Genomic DNA, 19,819 nt, shown 5'->3' on the forward strand with positions numbered 1-19,819 from the left:
AGACGTATGTGACCCGGGTGGCCGAAAGGCATTCTTGCGCCTCCCGTCCGGGCCCCTCGATACTCCGGTCAGCGATTGTCAGGGGCACGGCAATTCCGGAATCCGGACAGGCCCCCGGCTGCGCCTCACGGGCCCGCCACCCCACAGGAGGGCCCCCGATTCCCCTCGGAGGAACCCGAAGTGAGGATCAAGCGCACCAACCCCCGCTCCAACGCGGCGAGACGCGTCCGTACCACGGCCGTACTCGCGGGGCTCGCCGCCGTCGCGGCGATGGCCATCCCCACCGCGAACGCCGAAACCCCCCGAACGTTCAGCGCCAACCAGCTGACCGCGGCGAGCGACGCCGTGCTCGGCGCCGACATCGCGGGCACCGCCTGGAACATCGACCCGCAGACCAAGCGCCTCGTCGTCACCGTCGACAGCACGGTCTCGAAGACGGAGATCAACCAGATCAAGAAGTCGGCGGGCGCCAACGCCGACGCGCTGCGCATCGAGCGCACGCCGGGCACGTTCACCAAGCTGATCTCCGGCGGTGACGCGATCTACTCCGGCACCGGACGCTGCTCGCTGGGCTTCAACGTCCGCAGCGGCAGCACCTACTACTTCCTCACCGCCGGTCACTGCACCGACGGTGCGACGACCTGGTGGGCCAACTCGGCCCGCACCACGGTGCTGGGCACGACCTCCGGGTCGAGCTTCCCGAACAACGACTACGGCATCGTGCGCTACACCAACTCCTCCATCCCGAAGGACGGCACGGTCGGCGGCCAGGACATCACCAGCGCCGGCAACGCCACCGTCGGCCTGGCCGTCACCCGCCGCGGCTCCACCACCGGCACCCGCAGCGGCTCGGTCACCGGACTCAACGCCACCGTCAACTACGGGGGCGGCGACGTCGTCTACGGCATGATCCGCACCAACGTGTGCGCCGAGCCCGGCGACTCCGGCGGCCCGCTCTACTCCGGCACCCGGGCGATCGGTCTCACCTCCGGCGGCAGCGGCAACTGCTCCTCCGGCGGAACGACCTTCTTCCAGCCGGTCACCGAGGCGCTGAGCGCATACGGCGTCAGCGTGTACTGACCGGCCCGCCGGTCAGGTACGGAGCTGTCCGTACATACGTGCCCCCGTCCGGAATTCCGGACGGGGGCTCCCGCTCGCCCGGGGGCTCTTGAGAGGATGTCGCGACGGGTCGTCGTGACGGGGCGGCGGGGGCGGGGGCGCTCCCGGGGCGCGCTCCGCTGGCAGCAGGGGGTAGCGCGTCCGTGTATCGCATCGGAGTGACCGGTCACCGCTCCATCCCCGCCGAGGCCGAGGCCCATGTGCTCGCGGGGCTGCGAGCCGTGCTGTGCGGCCTCGACGGCGCGACCCAGGCGCTCTCCAGCCTGGCGGTCGGCGCCGACCAGCTCTTCGCCGACCTGGCCCTCACCTGCGGCGCCGAACTGACCGCCGTGATCCCCAGCGGCGACTACGAGGCCTGCTTCGAGAACGCCGACGACCTCGCCCGCTACCGGAAGCTCAAGGCGCGCGCGGCACAGGAGGTCCGGCTCGACTTCCCGCACTCCACCGACGAGGCGTACTACGCGGCGGGCGCCTACATCGCCGACCACTGCGACCGGCTGCTCGCGGTCTGGGACGGCCTCCCCGCCCGGGGCCTCGGCGGCACCGGCGACATCGTGACGTACGCCCGCGCCCTGGGCCGCCCGGTCACCGTGATCTGGCGCGACGGGGTGCTGCGCGGCTGACCGGGGCCGGCCGGCGAGCAGCTCACACGCGGTGTCTGACCAGCCAGTCGGTGTGCTCGGGCGACACGATCCGCTCGGTCTCGAACACCGCCGCCGGCCAGTGCCGCTCGGTGAGGGTGGTCTCCATGGCGGCCTGCATCGACTCCAGGTCCTGCTCCACCAGCGAGTGCGCCGAGATCAGCGGATGGTGCCGGCGCATCTCGTTCCAGGCGAGACAGGCCGCCGCCGCCGCGGACAGCGCCCCCGTCAGGCCGAACGACGGGCCCACCCCGAAGGTCTGCAGCACGCTCAGCGCCAGCGCCGGAAGCGTCAGCGCGACGATCGCGCCCGACCACATGAGCGCCCCGCGCCGGGACGCCTGCTGACGTCTGCGGTACCAACGGCGCTGTTCGATGAGCCGATCCCGTACGTACGTCTCCTTGCGGACCGTGTAGGCCTTGTTCCGTAACGCCCGCATGGACTCCGTGATGAGGCCGCCGGAATCCGGCAGTTCCTCGCGCGGGTCGGCCCAGCCCACTTTCCGCAACTCCTGGAGACCGTCCTCCAGACGATTGGCGAACAGCGCCTCCGGATGCTCGGAGGTGCTGTCGAACGGTGCGCCGTGCACCGCGTAGCGCCAGCAGTTGGATTTGATGAACTCGGCGGCGGAGCGGTTCAGTTGCCAATGCGACTTTGCTTTGCGCCGGGAGGCGAGGAAGGTCGTGAAGAGCACGCCCAGATAGGCCAGCACCGCCGCGCCGTACAGTACCCGGCCCGCCGGCCCGTCCTCGGCGTGCCAGGGCAGCGCGGCGGGCACCGTGCCGACCACGAGCAGCGCCAGCTGCGCCCGGGTGGTGTTCACGGCCTCCCGCTGGCGGGCCACGGCGACCGCGTCCGTGTGATGGAACAGCTCCGGCAGGTCATCGTTCCTGAAGACCATGGATCTCAGCGGCTCGGGCAGCGCCGTCATGGTCGCCTCCGTCTGCAGTTGTCGTATGACCCGGTCGTCGCGCCTGGCCCGCCCGGGGCCCACGAGAGTAGGGCGGAGGACCGGGCGCGGCAAGAGCGTCCCGGTGCCTCGGGCGGCCACCACGGCAGGGTTCGGCCACTTCGGCGTCGGCGGCCTTCCTCGCCCGGCGGCGCTGTGGCAAGGTTGCCCAACTGAACAGAGCAGCAGGTGAGTTGGCGCCCTCTTCGGCGGGTGCGATCACCTCCGGGCGGGGGAGGGGTCATCGAGGGGGACCGACGCGGAGGGGGGCGGGACGACATCCCGCTCCAGGACACCCAGCGCAGGGTGGGCCGCAGCTCGCTGCTCTTCACCGCTCCCCTCGTGCTGCTCGCGGTCCTGACCCTGATCCTGCTGTGGGAGGCCGTGCGGGCCAATGTCTCGCCCGGCGCCCGGGACGACTGGCCCTGGCGGCTGCGGCTGCTGGACACGGAGGCGCTCGGGAGCCTGCTGGCCGTGGCGGTGGGCGCCGTCCTGGCCAGGGCCCAGTACGCCCGTACGGTCCGGCCCTACCTCGGCTACCGGGGCTCCTGGCGCAAGGGGCTGCTCGTCGAGGGAGAGTCCGCCTGGCGCGTGGGGATACTGAACTGCGGTCAGCACATCGCCGTGATCGAGAGCTGGGAGTGCCGCGTCGTGCCGCGCGGCGAGCCGGACGGGGCGACGGCACCCTGGGTCGCCGTACCGGACGTCGTGGCCACCCTGACGGCATGCGGTCTCACGGCGGGGCGGGACTACCAGCTCATCGCCTTCGGGACGGGCTTTCCGCTGGTCGGCACCGGGAACTACGACACCGTGCCGGTGGGGATCTTCTCGCAGCGGTGCGTCGAGGAAGTCGAGTCGCTCCACGTCCGGGTCCGGGTCACGGACGTCGTGGGCGACAGCTACGAACGCGTCCTGGACTGCCTGCGCGGCGCCCGCGCGGAGTACAACGTCCCCGGCGCGGAACCGGTGAACGAGTGAACGGCCGGCCCGGCCGGGACGTTCCGACGGATTCCGCCGGGGCCCCGGCGGGCACTTCACGTCGCGCGCCCCCGGCGCGGGTGCGGGCGGCGTCGCCGCGGCCGGAAAGCCTCCCACCTGCACGGGACGTCCGTGGGGAAGCCGGCTTCGCGGCCCGCCGCTCCCGCCGTCCGTCCTCCGCTCACCCGTGCGGCCGAACGGAAGGCGTGTTTCGACTTTCGAAACACTGGTGAGAAGGCGGTTCCGTCGGCATGTGCGGGGGCCTGAGCGGTAGTAAAGTGCGCGTGCCGGGCCGTGTGATGACGCGGAATCCGTGCAGCGTTTCAATGTCCGGAAACAGACCCCTTCAGGATCCCCCTAGGACGGCCGTGAAGACCTACGGAACCACCCCCGCCTTCGCCTCTGCGAAGACCCGCGCGACCCTCGCGGCGACCGACGTCCGCAGCGCCGAGGCCGCCCGGAAGCTCAGTCGCGCAATCGGTGCGACAACGGCCCGGTCCACCCGGATTTCCACTTTCAGCTCTGCTCTCTGAGCAGGCGTCAGGAGTGGCTAGAATGGCGGAATGACAGGACCCCTGGTCCCCTTCCGTGAATTCGTTCTCAAAGTGCACAGCAGGTGCGATCTCGCCTGTGACCACTGTTATGTCTACGAACATGCAGATCAGAGCTGGCTGACCCGCCCGAAGACCATCTCTGACGAGGCAATTTCCTGGACTGCCCGGCGCCTGGCCGAGCATGCGACGACTCATGCGCTTCCCTCCGTCACAGTGATCCTGCACGGCGGGGAACCGCTCCTGGCGGGGCCCACGCGACTGCGACGGGTCTGCGAGGAGCTCGGCTCGGCTCTGAACGGCATCGCTGAGCTGGACCTCAGGATCCACACCAACGGCGTCCAGCTCAGCCCCCGTTACCTCGACCTCTTCGACGAGTTCCACGTCCGGGTCGGGATCTCGCTCGACGGCGACCGCGCCGCCAACGACCGCCACCGCCGGTTCGCCAACGGGCGCAGCAGCCATCCGATGGTGATGCGAGCGGTCGAACTGCTCCGCGAGGAGCGCTACCGCCATCTGGACCTCGGCCTGCTGTGCACGGTCGACATCCACAACGACCCGGTGGCCGTGCACGACGCCCTCGCCGCGCTCGAACCCCCGCTCGTCGACTTCCTGCTGCCGCACGCCACCTGGGACGACCCGCCGCCACGACCGGACGGATCGCCCACCGCCTACGCCGACTGGCTCCTGAGCGTCTTCGACCGCTGGACGGAGCAGGGCCGTCCCATGCCCGTCCGGATGTTCGCCTCGGTGCTCTCCAGCCTGGGCGGCGGCCCCAGCCTCACCGAGTCCCTGGGCCTCGCCCCCACGGACCTCGTCGTCATCGAGACCGACGGGAAGCTGGAACAGGTCGACTCGCTCAAGAGCGCCTACGAGGGTGCCGCCGCCACCGGGTTCGACGTCTTCCGCAACACCTTCGACGAGGTCGCGGCCCACCCCGGCGTCCGGGCACGGCAGCTCGGACTGGCCTCGGTCAGCGAGACCTGCCGCCGCTGCCCGGTCGTGCGCTCGTGCGGCGGCGGGCTCTACACCCACCGGTACCGCTCCGACCACGGCCCCGAAAGCCCTTCGCACGGCGGCTTCGACAACCCGTCGGTCTACTGCGCCGACCTGGCCGCCCTGATCCGCGGCATCGAGGACCGCACCGCCGCCGCCATCGAGTCGCCCGCCGTCCGGTCGCCGGACGAACTGCTCGCCGCCCACCAGGACCTGACCCGGACCCTGCTCGCGGCCCTCCACGACACCCTCGACGGGCGGGGCGGAGCACTCTGGGACGAGTCCTGGCGGCTCGCGGCCACCGTCGAGGCGGACGCCCCCGGAGCCGAGGCGCTCGACGCGGTCCTCGCGCACCCCTACACCCGCACCTGGCTGGTCGACGCCCTGGAGGACGTCGAGGCAGGCCGAGGCCTCACCGAGCCCGCCGCCGAACGGCTCGCCGCGACCGTGGCAGCCGCAGCGGTCCGGGCCGGACTCGATCTGCCCGTGCCCGTGGCGTACCGGGACGGAAGCCTGCATCTGCCCACCCTCGGCACCGTGCTCCTCGGCGGCCCCCGGGAGCGGGGCGCGGCGGTCGTGCGCCCCACGGACGGTGGATTCCTCGTCCGGAGACCCGCGTCCGCGCCCGGCACGGAGCTGCGCATCGCACCCGACGAGCCCGAAGGCCCGCACTGGCTGCCCGTACACGTCCTGCGCCGGGCGCCGGCTCCCGTACTCCTGCTGGACGACCTCGACCCCCTCCGAGACCACTTCGACGCTCCCGCGACCGACCGCCTCGAAGCGGCGGAGGCCGACGCCTGGGCGGACCGGGTCGCCGAGGCCTGGTCGCTGCTGGCCGACGCCGTTCCCGACCAGGCGGCCGAGGCGGCCCGCATGCTCACCACGCTGACCCCGCTGTTCACCGGGGGGGCCGAGCCGGGGCGGCACGGTCCCGGCGCGCTCGGCGTCGGGCCGGTGGTGGGCGCCGAGGAGCTGGCTTCCGGCCTGCTCAGCGGGTTCCGCCGGGCGAAACTGCGGGCGCTCGGTGAAGTGACGGATCTTTACGCCCTGGACGGTACCTGGGAACATCGAACGCCCTGGGGGAGCGAACACGTGACGTTCTCCCGACTGCTGGCCGAGACATTCGAACGGGCGGGGCTCGGGCTTTACGATCCGCGCTACCTCACGGGTGTTCCGGAAGCTCTCGACATGATCGAAAACGCGGCGGAGGTGACAGTCGACGGCAAACAGCTGATCGCCGCTGTCCGCAAGGAGATCAGCGGAACGCGGAGTGCGGCCGGGAAAGAATCGCGGCAGGAGCTTCCCGCCGTCCGGTCATGAATCGAATGTCCTGGCGTCTGACCAGAAAGTGACGTTCGAATGACCGAACGACAGGGGGCTGGAAAGCGGCCCGCTCCGGAATGATGAGTTCGCTTGCACTCCCTTCCTCCTCCCGGGATGCGAGTGCTCACACAGGACGGGGGTCGTGTGCACGCATCGACGCAACAGCGAGCGGTGGGCCATCGGCCGTATTTCTTTCTGAGTTACGCCCACACGCCCGGGTACGGGGCCGGCACGGACCCCGACATGTGGGTCGAGCGGCTCTTCCAGGACCTCTGCGGCCATGTGATGGCCATGACCGACTTACCCGCCGGCGCGCCCGCGGGATTCATGGACCGGGAGATACGCTCCGGCGAGGGCTGGTCCGAACGTCTCGGCGACGTCCTCGCCACCTGCCGGGTCTTCGTCCCGCTGTTCTCACCGCGCTACTTCGCCAGCGAGATGTGCGGCAAGGAGTGGTACGCCTTCGAACAGCGGGCCATCCACCACCGGGCCCGCTCCAACCAGCCGGCCGAGGCCATCGTCCCGGCCCTCTGGGTGCCGGTCCCGCCGAGTCAACTCCCCGGCTCGGCCGAGCGGTTGCAGTTCAACCACCGTGACTTCGGAGAACGGTACGTCAGCGACGGCCTCTACGGTCTGATCAAGCTCAGACTCTTCGCCGAGGAATACGAACGGGCCGTCTACGAACTGGCCAAACGCATCGTCAGCGTCGCCGACTCGGTCCGCATCGACACCGGCCGGCCCCTCGACTGGCGCCTGGCCCCCAGCGCCTTCGGCTCCCCCAGCAGCGGAGTGGGCGCTCCCCGGCCGATGCAGATCACCATCGCGGCGCCCACCCGCCACGATCTGCCCGAGGGACGCAGCAGCGACCACTACGGCGACCACCCGCAGGACTGGAACCCCTACTACCCGGCCTCCGCCCGGCCCCTGGCCTATGTGGCCGAGGAACTGGTCCGCTCCCTCAACTACCAGGCCGTCATCTCCTCGTTCGACGAGGGCCGGCACGACGGCAAGTCCCCGCCCAGCACCCCCGAGATCCTGCTCGTCGACCGCTGGGCCCTGAGGGACGAGGACCACTGCCGCAGGCTCGCCGCCTTCGACGCCGAGAACCGGCCCTGGGTGACCATGGTCGTGCCCTGGAGCCGCGACGACCACCAGAGCAGAGCGGCGGAGAGCGAGCTCACCGAGAAGCTCGAAGCGACCATGCCGATCAAGATGGGCCAGGGCCGGGCCCTCTGCCGGGCCGCCGCGAAGGGAGTGCCCACCATGGAGGCGTTCGGCCGGCTCCTGCCCCAGGTCGTCGAGGTGGCCGCCCAGCAGTATCTCAAGCACGCCAAGGCCTACCCTCCCGGATCCGGCGGCGGATCCGGCGAGCGGACCCGGCTCACCGGCCCCATGGGCAACACGAGCTACATACCCGACCCGCACGACCCTGCGACGGAAGCGGAGGACCTATGAGTGCCGGTCGTGACGGGCGCATCGTCACCTTCTACTCGTACAAGGGCGGTACCGGGCGCACCATGGCGCTCGCCAACACCGCCTGGATCCTCGCGGCCAACGGCAAGCGGGTGCTGGCCGTCGACTGGGACCTGGAGGCACCCGGACTCCACCGGTTCTTCCACCCCTTCCTCGACCCGGCCACCCTCGGCGCCACCACCGGCGTGATCGACCTGATCACCGAGTACGCCTGGGCCGCGACCAGCCCCGCCCAGCGCGCCGAGGACTGGCACCGCGACTACGCCCGCATCCAGCCGCACGCCGTGTCGCTGACCCCGGAGTCGCTCGGCTGGGAGTTCCCCAAGGGCGGCACACTCGACTTCGTCTCCGCCGGACGCCAGAACCGCGAATACTCCGCGACCGTCTCCACCTTCGACTGGGACAACTTCTACGACCGGTTCGGCGGCGGCCACTTCTTCGACGCGCTGCGCGACGACATGAAGGCCAACTACGACTACGTCCTCATCGACAGCCGGACCGGCCTCAGCGACATCGCCGACATCTGCACCGTCCACCTCCCGGACGTCCTCGTCGACTGCTTCACCCTCAGCGACCAGTCCATCGACGGCGCGGCCTCCGTCGCCCGCCAGATCGCCGAGCGCAACACCGGCCGCCCCATCGCCCTCTACCCCGTGCCGATGCGCATCGACGAGGGCGAGAAGGAGAAGGCGGACGCCGGACGGGCGCTCGCCCGGCTCAAGTTCGACCGGCTGCCGCGCGATCTGTCCGGCGACGAACTCACCGCCTACTGGGGCGCGGTGGAGATCCCCTACCGCCCGTACTACGCCTACGAGGAGACGCTCGCCACCTTCGGCGACGAGGCCGGACTCACCAACTCGCTGCTCTCCGCCTTCGAACGGCTCAGCGCGGTCATCACCGACCGGGAGATCACGTCGATGCCCCCGATCGGCGAAGAGGTCCGGCTGCGGATCCGCGACGCCTTCACCCGGCGCAGGCCCGCCCTGCCCGCCGATCTCCACCTCAGCTATGTGGCGGAGAACCGGATGTGGGCCGACTGGCTCGAATCGATTCTCACCCGGGCCGGGTTCCGGGTCGTGCCGCGCGACGTCTCCGCCGAACGCCCCCCGGAGGAGGTCGCCGACGCCACCGCTTCGAGCGCCGCCCGCACCGTGGTGCTGCTCTCCAGCGCCTACCTGAAGTCCCAGCGCGCGGTCGAGCTGTGGGAACGGGCCGCCGCCGAGTCCGCCGGTACCGGCCGCCGCCGACTGGTCCCGCTGCGGGTCGGGGACGTACGCCTGAGCACTCCGTACATCGACCGCAACCCGGTCGACCTCTTCCGGCTGGACGAGGTGCACGCCACCACCGCCGTGATGCGGGCCCTGGACCGCCCGGTGCAGGTGGCCGACGGGGTCTCGCCCGGTCCCCGCTTCCCCGGCACCGTGCCGAGGATCTGGAACGCGCCGCCCCGCAACCCCGGCTTCACCGGCCGCTCGCTCGTCCTGGAGCGGATGCGCGACCAGCTCGGCGGCGGCCTGGCGGTCGTCCTGCCGCAGCCGCAGACCCTGTACGGACTCGGCGGCGTCGGCAAGACCCAGGTGGCTCTGGAGTACGTCCACCGCTTCATGGCCGACTACGACCTGGTGTGGTGGATATCGTCCGAGCAGCCCGACGACGTCGTCGCCTCGCTCGCCGAACTCGCGGTCCGACTCGGCGCCCAGGGCGGCGACGACATGGCTGCCGCCTCCCAGGAGGCCGTCGACCTGCTGCGGCGCGGTGTGCCCTCGGACCGCTGGCTGCTGGTCTTCGACAACGCGGACGACCCCGAGCAGCTCCGCCGCTACTTCCCGCAGGGAGGCTCCGGCCACATCCTGGTGACCTCCCGCAACCAGAGCTGGTCCCAGCACGGGGACGCGCTGCCCGTGGACGTCTTCCTCCGCGAGGAGTCGATCGAGCACCTCCAGCGCCGGGCCCCGGGGCTCAGCGACGAGGACGCCGCGCAGGTGGCGACCGCGGTGGGCGACCTGCCGCTGGCCGTGGAGCAGGCGGCCGCCTGGATCGCGGAGACCGCCACCCCCATCGACGCCTATCTCGAACAGCTCGCCCAGCAGGCGCCCCAGGTCCTCGCGCTCAACCAGCCGGCCGGCTACCCGGAACCGGTCGCCGCGACCTGGAACATCTCCATCGCCCGGCTCAAGGAGCGCTCGCCCGCCGCCGTACGGCTGCTCCAGCTCTGCGCCTTCTTCGCCCCGGAGCCGATCTCCGCGAACCTCCTCTACAGCAAGGAGATGATCGACGCGCTGAAGCCGTACGACTCCTCGCTCCAGGAGAAGCTGGTGCTGGGCCGGGTCATCCGGGAGATCGGCCGTTTCGCCCTCGCCAAGGTCGACCAGGTCTCCAACTCCATCCAGGTGCACCGCCTCGTCCAGGCCGTGATCAAGGCGCAGCTCAGCGAGGAGGAGCAGCGCGAGGCCCGGCACGTCGTCCACCGCATCCTCGCCGGCGCCCGGCCCGACGACGACGAGCCGATAGACAACCCGGAGACCTGGCCGCGCTTCGCCACGATCTGGCCGCACCTCGGCCCCTCCGACGCCCGCAACTGCAAGGAGCCGGAGACCCGCCGGCTGCTGATCGACCGGGTCCGCTACCTCTGGAAGCGCGGCGACGTCAGGACCGCCGGGGCGCTGGGCAACGAGCTGCGGGAGATCTGGCAGGAGAAGCTGGGCGAGCGGGACCTGCAGTACCTCTACCTCTGCTTCCACCTCTCCAACATCCTGCGCACCCGCGGCCGTTACGTGGAGGCCAAGGAGCTGGACGAGTTCACCCTGGAACGGCAGCGGGCGGTGCTGGGACCCGAGCACCCGCACACGTACATGACCACCAGCAGCCTGGCCATCGACCTCGGTCTGCTGGGGGACTACACCCGGGCGATCGAGATGGCGACCGAGGCCCACGAGGGGTTCGGGCAGATCTTCCACGACTCCCACCCGCGGACCCTGGCCGCCGCCAACAACCTGGCCCTGAACCTGCGCAGCGTCGGCCAGTACGCCCGCGCCCGGGAGATCGACCAGGACGTCTACGACCTCCGCTCCCAGGTGCTCGGACCGGAACACCCCTACAGCCTGTCCTCCGCCATGAACCTCGCCCGCGACCTGCGGGAGGTCGGCCGGTACGAGGACTCGGCGGCGCTGCTCAGCACGACGTACAACAGCTTCAAGGAGACGATGGGCCGCAGCTTCCCCGCCACCCTGAGCGCGGCGAAGAGCCTCGCGGTGTCGTTGCGACGGGCGGGCCGGCTGGAGGACGCCCGCCGTCTCACGGTGGCGACCCGCGCCCGCTACCGGGCGAAGTACACCACCGCCAACCCCGATTCGCTGGCCTGCGATCTCAACCTCGCCGCGGACCTGTTCGCGGCCGGACAGAGCGTCGAGGCGAGGGACATGGCGCAGGAGGTCGTCGACCAGTACATGAAGGTGCCGGGGGAGAGGCACCCGTACACCCTGGCGGCGCAGAACAACCTCGGCGTCTATCTGACGGGCGCCGGGGAGCCGGAGGCGGCGGAGCGGGTGCTCAAGCTGGTCGTCGCCACCATGCGGGAGACGTTCGGCCGGGAGCACCCCAACACCCTGTTCTGTGTGATGAACCTGGCCAGCGCGACCGCCGACCGGGGCGAGCTGGACATCGTGCTGGAGACCGAGCGGACGCTGTCCGGGCAGTTGCGCGAAGCGCTCGGGGCGCACCATCCGGAGACCCTGGCCATGGCCTCGAACATGGCGGTCACGCTGGATGCCATGGGCCGGGAGGACCAGGCGGGGCAGTTGCGGTCGGAGCTCGTCGTCGAGCTGTCGCGCCAGCTCGGCGACGACCACCCGCTGGTCCGGATCGCCCGGACCGAGGAGCGGTTCCGGCGGGAGCTGGAGCCGATGTCGGTGTGATCCCCGCCGTGGCCGGGGGGGGGCCGGCCCCCGCCCGCCGCCGGCCCCCCGGGGCCCGGGGGGCGGGCGGCGCCCCCCGGGCCGGTGCGCGCGTCACACCACCGGAGGCTCTCCCTCCAGCGGGCGGCCGAGGATTCCGGGGCGCTGCTGTCGGGGGTAGGGGCCGCCCGGCGGGCGGTAGTCGACGCCGAGGGCGTCGAGCCGGGCGTAGTGGGCGCGCATCCGGGCGTCGAAGGCGGCGAAGTCCCGGTCGGCCGGGGCCGGGAGGGCGGACCAGGCGACCTCGGCGAAGGCGGCGAGACGCGGGAAGACCTGGTAGTCGACGCGGGCCCGGTTCTGCATGACCTCGGTCCACACGTTGGCCTGGGTGCCCAGGATGTGACGGGCCGCCTCCTCGCTCAGGCCCGGCGGGACGGGCTCGAAGCGGTAGACGTCCTCCAGGGTCCGTACGTACCCGATGGGCATCGGCTCGTCGGGGCCGCCGTCCTGACGGTGATCCAGGTACACCTGCTGCTCGGGGCACATGACTACGTCGTGCCCGGCCTCGGCGGCCGCGATGCCGCCGCCGTAACCGCGCCAGGAGGAGACCGCGGCCCCTTCCGCGAGGCCGCCTTCGAGGATCTCGTCCCAGCCGATGAGGCGGCGGCCCCGGGCTGCGAGCCAGGCGTCGAAGTGCCGGATGAACCAGGACTGGAGCCCGTCCTCGTCCTTCACGCCGAGTTCCGCGATCCGGGCCTGGGCGAGCGGGGACTCCTTCCACTGGTCCTTGGGGCACTCGTCGCCGCCCATGTGGACGAAGGGCGAGATCTCGGCGGGGAAGAGTTCCAGCACCTCCTCCAGGACGCCCTCGAAGAAGCGCAGGGTGTTGTCAGTGGGGGCGAGTACGTTCGGATTGACGCCCCAGGTGTCCCAGACGGAGAGGGTGGTGGTGTCGATGACGTCGGTGTTGCCCAGCTCGGGGTACGCGCTGATCGCGGCCTGCGAGTGGCCAGGGATGTCGATCTCGGGGACGACCCGGATATGCCGCTCGGCGGCGTAGGCGACGATCTCGCGGATGTCGTCCTGGGTGTAGAAGCCGCCGTAGGGGGTCTCGTCCCACAGCTCGGAGGCCCGGTGGCCGTACTTGGTGCGCGAGCGCCAGGAGCCGACCTCGGTGAGGCGCGGGTAGCGCTGGATCTCGATGCGCCAGCCCTGGTCGTCGGTGAGGTGGAAGTGGAAGACGTTCAGCTTGTGGGCGGCCAGGAGGTCCAGGTAGCGCAGGACGTCGTCCTTGGGCAGGAAGTGCCGCGAGACGTCGAGCATCATCCCGCGCCAGCCGAAGCGGGGTTCGTCCTCCACGACGACCGGCGGGACCTGCCAGGTGCGGCCCGGGGCGAGCGGGGCGCGCCGGAAGGCGTCCGGGCCGAGGAGCTGACGGAGGGTCTGCGCGCCCCGGAAGACGCCGGCCGCCGTGCCGCCCGTGATGCGTACGGCGTTCGCCTCGACGGCCAGGCGGTAGCCCTCGGGGGCGAGCGCTTCGTCGAGGGCCAGCACGATGCCCTGCCCGGTGGAGCCCGTGCCGGAGCCGTCGCCCGCGCCGGTGCCGGTGCCGTCGCCCTCGGGCAGGGGAAGGCCGGTGGGCGGGCCGAGCGTGGCGCGCAGCCAGCGGGCGACTCCCTCGGTGCCCGGCCCGGCGGTCAGCGGTGTGTGGTAGCCGAGCGGGTAGGGCCCGGCGGCGGCCGCGGTCACGGTGCGCGGGGCCGGGACCAGGCCGAGGGCCGAGGTGTCCACGGCGCCCGTGGAGACGGGATTCTCGGGTGTCATGGCATCAGTCCTTAACCGCTCCGCCCAGTCCGGAGACGAGGCGTCGCTGTACGAGTACGAAGAAGACCAGTACGGGAATGGTCATCACCGTCGAGGCTGCCATGATCCCTCCCCAGTCGTTCTCGTCCGGCTTGAAGAAGACCAGCAGCGCCATCGGCAGCGTCGACTGGGAGGTGTCGCTGATGATGAACGACTTCGCGAACAGGAAGTCGTTCCAGGTGGTGATGAAGGAGAAGACGCTCGTCGCGACCAGGCCGGGGAAGACCAGCGGGAAGAGGATCTGCCAGAGGAAGCGGGTGCGGCTGGCCCCGTCGATGTAGGCGGCCTCCTCCAGGGCCTCGGGGACGGCCTTGACGAAGCCGCGCAGCATCCAGATGGCGAACGGCAGCGAGAAGGCCAGGTGGGGCAGGATCAGCGAGCCGAGCGTGTTCAGCTGGCCGAAGTCCCGCATCAGGAAGAACAGCGGGATGGTCAGCGCCTCCACCGGCACCATCTGCGCGACCAGGAACATGATCAGCAGCGTGGTGCGGAACTTGAAGCGGAACCGGGTCACGGCGGTGGCGGCCAGGAAGGCGACCAGCGCGGAGAGGATGACGACGGTGCCCGCCACCAGCAGGCTGTTGAGGAAGTAGCGGCCGAAGTCCTGCTGTTCGAAGACCCGGCGGAACGAGTCGAGCGAGGGGGCGAGCGTCCAGGGGCGGGCGTCGGTGGACTGGATCTCCCCGGCCGGTTTGAAGGCGGAGAGCACCATCCAGTACAGCGGGAAGGCGACCGCGACGGCGATCAGCAGGGCGGCGGCCTCCGCGGCCAGCCTGCCGGGGCGCTTGACGCGCAGGAGCCCGGCGAGGCCGCGGCCCCCGCGTGCGGCGGCGCGCACGGGACGGTCGTGCACGGCACTGTCGGTCGTCGCGCTCACAGTTCCTCCCCCTGGCGCCTGACCAGGCGCAGATAGACCAGCGTGACGGCCAGCAGGATCACCAGCATCACGACGCCGATCGCCGATCCGAGGCTGTACTGCGAGGACGCGAACGCCTTCTGGTACGCGTACACGTTGAGCACCAGGTTCTGGCCGGCGATACCGCCGCCGTTGGTCATGACGTAGATCTGGGTGAAGACCTTGAAGTCCCAGATGATCGACTGGATGGTGACGACGATCAGGATGGGCTTGAGCATCGGCGCCATGATGGTGCGCCAGATCCGCCACTGGGACGCGCCGTCCAGCGAGGCGGCCTCCAGCACCTCGGTGGGGATGGCCCGGATGCCCGCGTACACGGTGACCATCACGAACGGGAACGAGCACCACAGGACTTCGAGGAGGACGAGCGCGAAGGCACTGTAGCGGCCGTACGTCCAGGAGAAGTCGCCGAGTCCCAGAACCTTGTTGACCGGTCCGAAGTCGGGGTCGAAGAGGAAGACCCAGACGGTGGAGCCGGTGATCGCGGGGGTGGCCCACGCGCCGAGCGCGGCCATCATCAGCGCGAGCCGGGGCAGGGCGCGGATGCGGGTGAGCAGGACGGCGAGCGCGCAGCCGACGACCAGGGTGGAGACCACGCAGGCCGCCGCGAAGAGCACGGTGGCGAGGAGGACCTGCCAGAACTGGCTGTCGTTGAACAGGGTCGTGTAGTTGCCGAACCCCTGGAAGGTGGTGGGTTCGCCGCCGCTGACCTGGGCCTGGGTGTACTCCAGGAACGAGATCAGGCCGAGCTGGTAGATCGGGTAGACCAGCAGTCCGGCGAGCAGGACGAGCGCCGGCAGGAGGTAGAGCCACGGGGTCCAGCCCGAGCGGTTGGCGGGCGAGACGGAGCGGCCTCGCCGGGGCGGGCGGGCGGCCGGGGCGGCGGCGCCCGCCCCGGCGGCGCCCGGGGGCGGGACCTTGAGGGGGGTGGTGTGCGTGGTCATCGTCAGCCGGCTTCGGTGAAGGCCGTGTCCATCTTCTTCGCCGCGTCGTCCGAGGCCTCCGCCACGTCCTTACGGCCGGCGACGATCTCCTGGAACATCGTCGGCAGGATCAGCGAGGCGTCGATCTGGCCCCAAGCGGGCGAGGCGGGGACGAACTTGGCGCCCGCGCCCAGGGTCTGGACGAACGGGGCGACGAAGGGCTCCTTCTTCGCGGCGTTGTCCAGGACGTCGGTGTAGGTGGGCAGGAAGCCCATCGCGTCGAACATCTCGGCCTGGGTCTTCTTGCCGGACAGCGACTTCATGAGGTCGACGGCGAGGGTGCGGTGCGAACTGCTCTTGAGGACACCGAGGTTGTTGCCGCCCGCGAAGGCCGGGGCGATGGAGTTCTCCGCGACGCCGGGCAGCGGGACGACGGCGTACTTGCCCTTGACCGCGCCCGCCTCGACGGCCGCGTGGCTGAAGTCGCCGCCGATGGCCATGGCGGCCTTGCCGGAGGCGAAGGCGGTCACGGTGGCGTTGCCGCCCATGGAGGCGCACTTGGCGGCCGGACAGTTGTCGTCGCCGAAGAGGGAGGTGTAGGCCTCGATGCCCTTGCGGGACTTCTCGCTGTTGATGCCGGACGTGTACGTGCCCCCGCTCTCGCCCGCGAGTTCGCCGCCGTTGGCCCAGATGAAGGGCATCGCGCCGTAGGTGTACGCGCCGCCGACCGCGAGGCCGTAGAGCTCGGGCTTCGCCTTGCGGATCTTCTTGGCGGTGGAGATCAACTCGGCCTGGGACGCGGGGGGATCGATGCCGAGGTCCTTGAAGACGTCGGTGCGGTAGTAGAGGGCCCGGACGCCGACGAAGAAGGGCGCGCCGTAGACCTTGCCGTCCACGGTGACGGACTGCTTGGCGATCGGGTCGGTGTCCTTGGCCTCGTCCCAGGCGCCGAACTCCTCGGTCACGTCGGCGAGTCCGCCGTCCTTGACGTATCCGGCGGTGTCGCTGTTGCCGTACTCGACGAGGTCCGGGGCGCTCTCGGGGTCGTTGAACGCCGCCTTGATCCGCTGGGCGCGGGTGTCGACGGGTATGTACTCGATCTCGACCTTCGCGCCCTGGTGGGTCTTCTCGAAGTCGGCGACGGCCGCGTCGACGACCTTCTCCTTGGGCTTGTTGCCGACCTCCTGGAAGAGCCAGACCCGGAGCGTGCCGCTCTTGTCGTCACCCTTCGCACTCGTGTCGGAGGTCTGCGGTGCACAGGCGGTGGCGGTGAGGCCGGCCAGCACAAGCGCCGCGACTGGGGCGGCAATTCGGGCAGAAAGCTTCATCCGGAACCCCTACCGGTCAAGCGTTGCAACATGCGCAACGTGCGTTTCGTTCTGCACAACTGGCAGGAGAGTAGATCCGCGTACCGGCGACGACAAGTGGTCTCGACCACTCTGTGACCAGCGGATGCAGCCCGTGCAACGCGACCGTCCGGTCACCCTCCGTGAGGATGCACGCCAAAGGCCCCCGGGGCGTGCGGTGACGCACGCCCCGGGGGCCTTTCAGCGAGTGCGGGTGGCGGACCTACTTCTTGTCCTTGCCGCCGCCCTTGCCCTTGTCCTTGTCGCCGCCGGCGCCCATGGACTCGTAGATCTCCTTGCACATGGGACAGACCGGGTACTTCTTGGGGTCGCGCCCCGGTACCCAGACCTTGCCGCACAGCGCGACCACGGGAGTGCCCTCCAGGGCGCTCGCCATGATCTTGTCCTTCTGGACGTAATGGGCGTAGCGCTCGTGGTCGCCGTCGCCCCTCGACACCTGCGGCGTCGGCTCGACGAGGGTCCCCGTACCTGCCCCGCGATCGGGCTCAAGAGTGCTCATAACCGCCAAGGGTACTGAAAGAGACGGGCATCAGTTCAGCGAAGGGTCGTCCGGATACGTGGCGATCATCGCGAGTTCGCTGCGCTGGCGGCGGAGCACCGCGCGCCAGAGCTGTTCGGGGCGCGGGGAGGAGACGTCGCCGGGCTCCGACTCGACCACGAACCACGCGCCCTCGGTCAGCTCGCCCTCCAGTTGACCGGGGCCCCAGCCCGCGTACCCGGCGAAGATCCGCAGCGAACCGAGGGCGGGGCCGAGCAGTTCCGGCGGGGTCTCCAGGTCGACCAGGCCGATCGCCCCGTGCACCCGCCGCCAGCCGAGCGGGCCCTCGTCGCCGGGGATCACCGCCACGCCGAGGGCGGAGTCGAGCGAGACCGGGCCGCCCTGGAAGACGACGTCCGGTTCGCCGGTCAGGGCGGCCCAGGACGCGAGGATGTCGCCGACGCCGACCGGCGTCGGGCGATTGAGGACCACGCCGAGGGAGCCCTCCTCGTCGTGGTCGAGGAGCAGCACCACCGCGCGCTCGAAATTCGGGTCCGTGAGGGCGGGTGCGGCCACGAGCAGTCGCCCTGTGAGCGAGGACACCTCGGTCATGGAGGGAATGATCCCGCATCTTCGCCCTTCACGGGGGCCGAGTGACCGTGATGCCGCCCTCAGGAGAGCGAGCGCAGCTCAGGGCGCACGGAGGCACGAGGAGCGCACCGCCGGGCGGGGGCGCTGTGGGCCATCCGGACGGTAACCCTCCGCAAGATCGGATGCGCGGAGGGTGTTGTGGCGGATTCATGACGTTCGTACACCCCCCTTCGCCTTACGGAACGGGGGTAGGAGGCCATTACCCTTTTCGTTGGCCCCCTGCCCGACCACTCCGGAACGCGAGATACATGACCGGCACAGACGATGTCCTGCTTGTCCACGGCGGCACCCCGCTGGAGGGCGAGATCCGCGTCCGAGGCGCCAAGAACCTGGTGCCGAAGGCCATGGTCGCCGCGCTGCTCGGCAGCGGGCCCAGCCGCCTCCGCAACGTTCCCGACATCCGTGACGTACGGGTGGTCCGGGGGCTCCTCCAGCTGCACGGCGTCACTGTCCGCCCCGGCGACGAGCCGGGCGAACTGATCCTCGACCCCTCGCACGTCGAGTCGGCGAACGTCGCCGACATCGATGCCCACGCGGGTTCGTCGCGGATCCCGATCCTCTTCTGCGGCCCGCTGCTGCACCGCCTCGGCCACGCCTTCATCCCGGGCCTGGGCGGCTGCGACATCGGCGGCCGGCCGATCGACTTCCACTTCGAGGTGCTGCGCCAGTTCGGCGCGACCATCGAGAAGCGGGCCGACGGCCAGTACCTGGAGGCCCCGCAGCGGCTGCGCGGCACCAAGATCCGGCTGCCGTACCCCTCGGTGGGCTCCACCGAGCAGGTGCTGCTGACCGCCGTCCTCGCCGAGGGCGTCACCGAACTGTCCAACGCGGCCGTCGAGCCGGAGATCGAGGACCTCATCTGCGTACTGCAGAAGATGGGCGCGATCATCTCCATGGACACCGACCGGACCATCCGGATCACCGGTGTCGACAAGCTCGACGGGTACACCCACCGGGCGATCCCGGACCGCCTGGAGGCGGCTTCCTGGGCGTCGGCGGCACTGGCGACCGAGGGCAACATCTATGTGCGCGGCGCCCAGCAGCGTTCCATGATGACCTTCCTGAACACCTTCCGCCGGGTCGGCGGGGCCTTCGAGATCGACGACGAGGGCATCCGCTTCTGGCACCCGGGCGGCGCGCTCAACGCCATCGCGCTGGAGACGGACGTGCACCCCGGCTTCCAGACCGACTGGCAGCAGCCCCTGGTGGTGGCGCTGACGCAGGCCGCGGGCCTGTCGATCGTCCACGAGACGGTGTACGAGTCGCGGCTCGGCTTCACCTCCGCGCTCAACCAGATGGGCGCGCACATCCAGCTGTACCGCGAGTGCCTGGGCGGCTCGGACTGCCGCTTCGGCCAGCGCAACTTCCTGCACTCGGCGGTCGTCTCCGGACCGACCAAGCTGCAGGGCGCGGACCTGGTCATCCCGGACCTCCGGGGCGGCTTCTCGTACCTGATCGCGGCGCTGGCGGCGCAGGGCACCTCCCGGGTGCACGGCATCGACCTGATCAACCGCGGCTACGAGAACTTCATGGAGAAGCTGGAGAAGCTCGGCGCGAAGGTCGAGCTGCCGGGCGGTTCGCTCGTCTGAACCTCCCCCGTGCCCGCGAGGGCGCACAGTGCTGCCGCACACAGCACTGCGCACCGCGCAGTACCCGCGTGAGCAGCCCGCCGCCCCGGCTCCGGACTCGGAGCCGGGG

The 19,819-nt window shown here is 70.7% G+C and carries 14 protein-coding genes; 7 read left to right on the forward strand and 7 right to left on the reverse strand.

Translation table 11 applies throughout. From position 1 onward, the window contains the following. The first annotated feature begins 180 nt into the window (after positions 1-180). Positions 181-1,080: a S1 family peptidase gene (locus ACFWRV_RS31640; RefSeq protein WP_384339349.1), complete on the forward strand. Its 900-nt coding sequence runs from the start codon at positions 181-183 to the stop codon at positions 1,078-1,080. 182 nt (positions 1,081-1,262) lie between these two features. Then, entirely contained in the window at positions 1,263-1,742 is a 480-nt protein-coding gene (locus tag ACFWRV_RS31645; protein ID WP_384339350.1) for a hypothetical protein, read from the forward strand. A 22-nt stretch (positions 1,743-1,764) separates the two neighbouring features. Here ACFWRV_RS31645 and ACFWRV_RS31650 read toward each other — a convergent pair whose 3' ends face one another. Continuing rightward, positions 1,765-2,691 (reverse strand): DUF4231 domain-containing protein, encoded by a 927-nt coding sequence (locus ACFWRV_RS31650; RefSeq protein ID WP_384339351.1) that lies wholly within the window; start codon positions 2,689-2,691, stop codon positions 1,765-1,767. 231 nt (positions 2,692-2,922) lie between these two features. Between ACFWRV_RS31650 and ACFWRV_RS31655 the strand changes: the two genes are divergently transcribed. The 4 genes from ACFWRV_RS31655 (at position 2,923) to fxsT (ending at position 11,944) form a co-directional block, all read left to right on the forward strand. Next, positions 2,923-3,687, forward strand: a complete 765-nt coding sequence (locus ACFWRV_RS31655) for a hypothetical protein (RefSeq protein ID WP_384339352.1) — start codon at positions 2,923-2,925, stop codon at positions 3,685-3,687. Positions 3,688-4,250: 563 nt separating this feature from the next. After that, a complete protein-coding gene (gene fxsBH, locus ACFWRV_RS31660) occupies positions 4,251-6,554 on the forward strand; it encodes a radical SAM/SPASM protein FxsBH, inactivated beta-hydroxylase extension form (RefSeq protein ID WP_384339353.1) in 2,304 nt (767 codons plus the stop codon). A gap of 117 nt (positions 6,555-6,671) precedes the next feature. Next, entirely contained in the window at positions 6,672-8,012 is a 1,341-nt protein-coding gene (fsxC, locus tag ACFWRV_RS31665) for an FxsC protein (protein ID WP_384339354.1), read from the forward strand. Continuing rightward, the gene (gene fxsT / locus ACFWRV_RS31670) at positions 8,009-11,944 is read left to right on the forward strand and encodes an FxSxx-COOH system tetratricopeptide repeat protein (RefSeq protein WP_384339355.1); all 3,936 of its coding nucleotides are present in this window, start codon (positions 8,009-8,011) and stop codon (positions 11,942-11,944) included. Before fsxC ends, fxsT begins: the two co-directional genes overlap by 4 nt. 93 nt (positions 11,945-12,037) lie before the next feature. On the opposite strand, the gene ACFWRV_RS31675 is transcribed toward fxsT, so the two are convergent. The 6 genes from ACFWRV_RS31675 to ACFWRV_RS31700 form a co-directional block, all read right to left on the reverse strand. Then, on the reverse strand, positions 12,038-13,747 hold the full coding sequence (locus ACFWRV_RS31675) for a beta-N-acetylhexosaminidase (RefSeq protein WP_384339356.1): 1,710 nt from the start codon (positions 13,745-13,747) through the stop codon (positions 12,038-12,040). A gap of 4 nt (positions 13,748-13,751) precedes the next feature. Continuing rightward, positions 13,752-14,624 carry a carbohydrate ABC transporter permease gene (locus ACFWRV_RS31680; protein ID WP_384339362.1) on the reverse strand — a complete coding sequence of 291 codons (873 nt, stop codon included), beginning with the start codon at positions 14,622-14,624 and terminating at the stop codon, positions 13,752-13,754. 35 nt (positions 14,625-14,659) lie between these two features. After that, on the reverse strand, positions 14,660-15,646 hold the full coding sequence (locus ACFWRV_RS31685; RefSeq protein ID WP_384339357.1) for a carbohydrate ABC transporter permease: 987 nt from the start codon (positions 15,644-15,646) through the stop codon (positions 14,660-14,662). 2 nt (positions 15,647-15,648) lie between these two features. Continuing rightward, positions 15,649-16,953, reverse strand: a complete 1,305-nt coding sequence (locus tag ACFWRV_RS31690; RefSeq protein ID WP_384339358.1) for an extracellular solute-binding protein — start codon at positions 16,951-16,953, stop codon at positions 15,649-15,651. Between the two features lie 241 nt (positions 16,954-17,194). After that, on the reverse strand, positions 17,195-17,491 hold the full coding sequence (locus tag ACFWRV_RS31695; RefSeq protein ID WP_006124925.1) for a DUF3039 domain-containing protein: 297 nt from the start codon (positions 17,489-17,491) through the stop codon (positions 17,195-17,197). 30 nt (positions 17,492-17,521) lie between these two features. Beyond that, positions 17,522-18,082 carry a YqgE/AlgH family protein gene (locus ACFWRV_RS31700; protein ID WP_384339359.1) on the reverse strand — a complete coding sequence of 187 codons (561 nt, stop codon included), beginning with the start codon at positions 18,080-18,082 and terminating at the stop codon, positions 17,522-17,524. A 287-nt stretch (positions 18,083-18,369) separates the two neighbouring features. Here ACFWRV_RS31700 and murA point away from each other — a divergent pair, with 287 nt between their 5' ends. After that, entirely contained in the window at positions 18,370-19,710 is a 1,341-nt protein-coding gene (gene murA / locus ACFWRV_RS31705; RefSeq protein WP_007450559.1) for a UDP-N-acetylglucosamine 1-carboxyvinyltransferase, read from the forward strand. Positions 19,711-19,819 lie beyond the last annotated feature (109 nt).

The organism is Streptomyces sp. NPDC058576, assembly GCF_042718715.1.
In the GTDB taxonomy this organism is placed as follows: Bacteria; Actinomycetota; Actinomycetes; order Streptomycetales; family Streptomycetaceae; genus Streptomyces.

What these genes read in the sequence shown, in the direction of transcription:
- ACFWRV_RS31650 (WP_384339351.1), bottom strand. Translation starts at nt 2,691, where the DNA reads ATGACGGCGCTGCCCGAGCCGCTGAGATCCATGGTCTTCAGGAACGAT.
- fxsBH (WP_384339353.1), top strand. Translation starts at nt 4,251, where the DNA reads ATGACAGGACCCCTGGTCCCCTTCCGTGAATTCGTTCTCAAAGTGCAC.
- fsxC (WP_384339354.1), top strand. Translation starts at nt 6,672, where the DNA reads ATGCGAGTGCTCACACAGGACGGGGGTCGTGTGCACGCATCGACGCAA.
- fxsT (WP_384339355.1), top strand. Translation starts at nt 8,009, where the DNA reads ATGAGTGCCGGTCGTGACGGGCGCATCGTCACCTTCTACTCGTACAAG.
- ACFWRV_RS31675 (WP_384339356.1), bottom strand. Translation starts at nt 13,747, where the DNA reads ATGACACCCGAGAATCCCGTCTCCACGGGCGCCGTGGACACCTCGGCC.
- ACFWRV_RS31685 (WP_384339357.1), bottom strand. Translation starts at nt 15,646, where the DNA reads ATGACCACGCACACCACCCCCCTCAAGGTCCCGCCCCCGGGCGCCGCC.
- ACFWRV_RS31690 (WP_384339358.1), bottom strand. Translation starts at nt 16,953, where the DNA reads ATGAAGCTTTCTGCCCGAATTGCCGCCCCAGTCGCGGCGCTTGTGCTG.
- ACFWRV_RS31695 (WP_006124925.1), bottom strand. Translation starts at nt 17,491, where the DNA reads ATGAGCACTCTTGAGCCCGATCGCGGGGCAGGTACGGGGACCCTCGTC.
- ACFWRV_RS31700 (WP_384339359.1), bottom strand. Translation starts at nt 18,082, where the DNA reads ATGACCGAGGTGTCCTCGCTCACAGGGCGACTGCTCGTGGCCGCACCC.
- murA (WP_007450559.1), top strand. Translation starts at nt 18,370, where the DNA reads ATGACCGGCACAGACGATGTCCTGCTTGTCCACGGCGGCACCCCGCTG.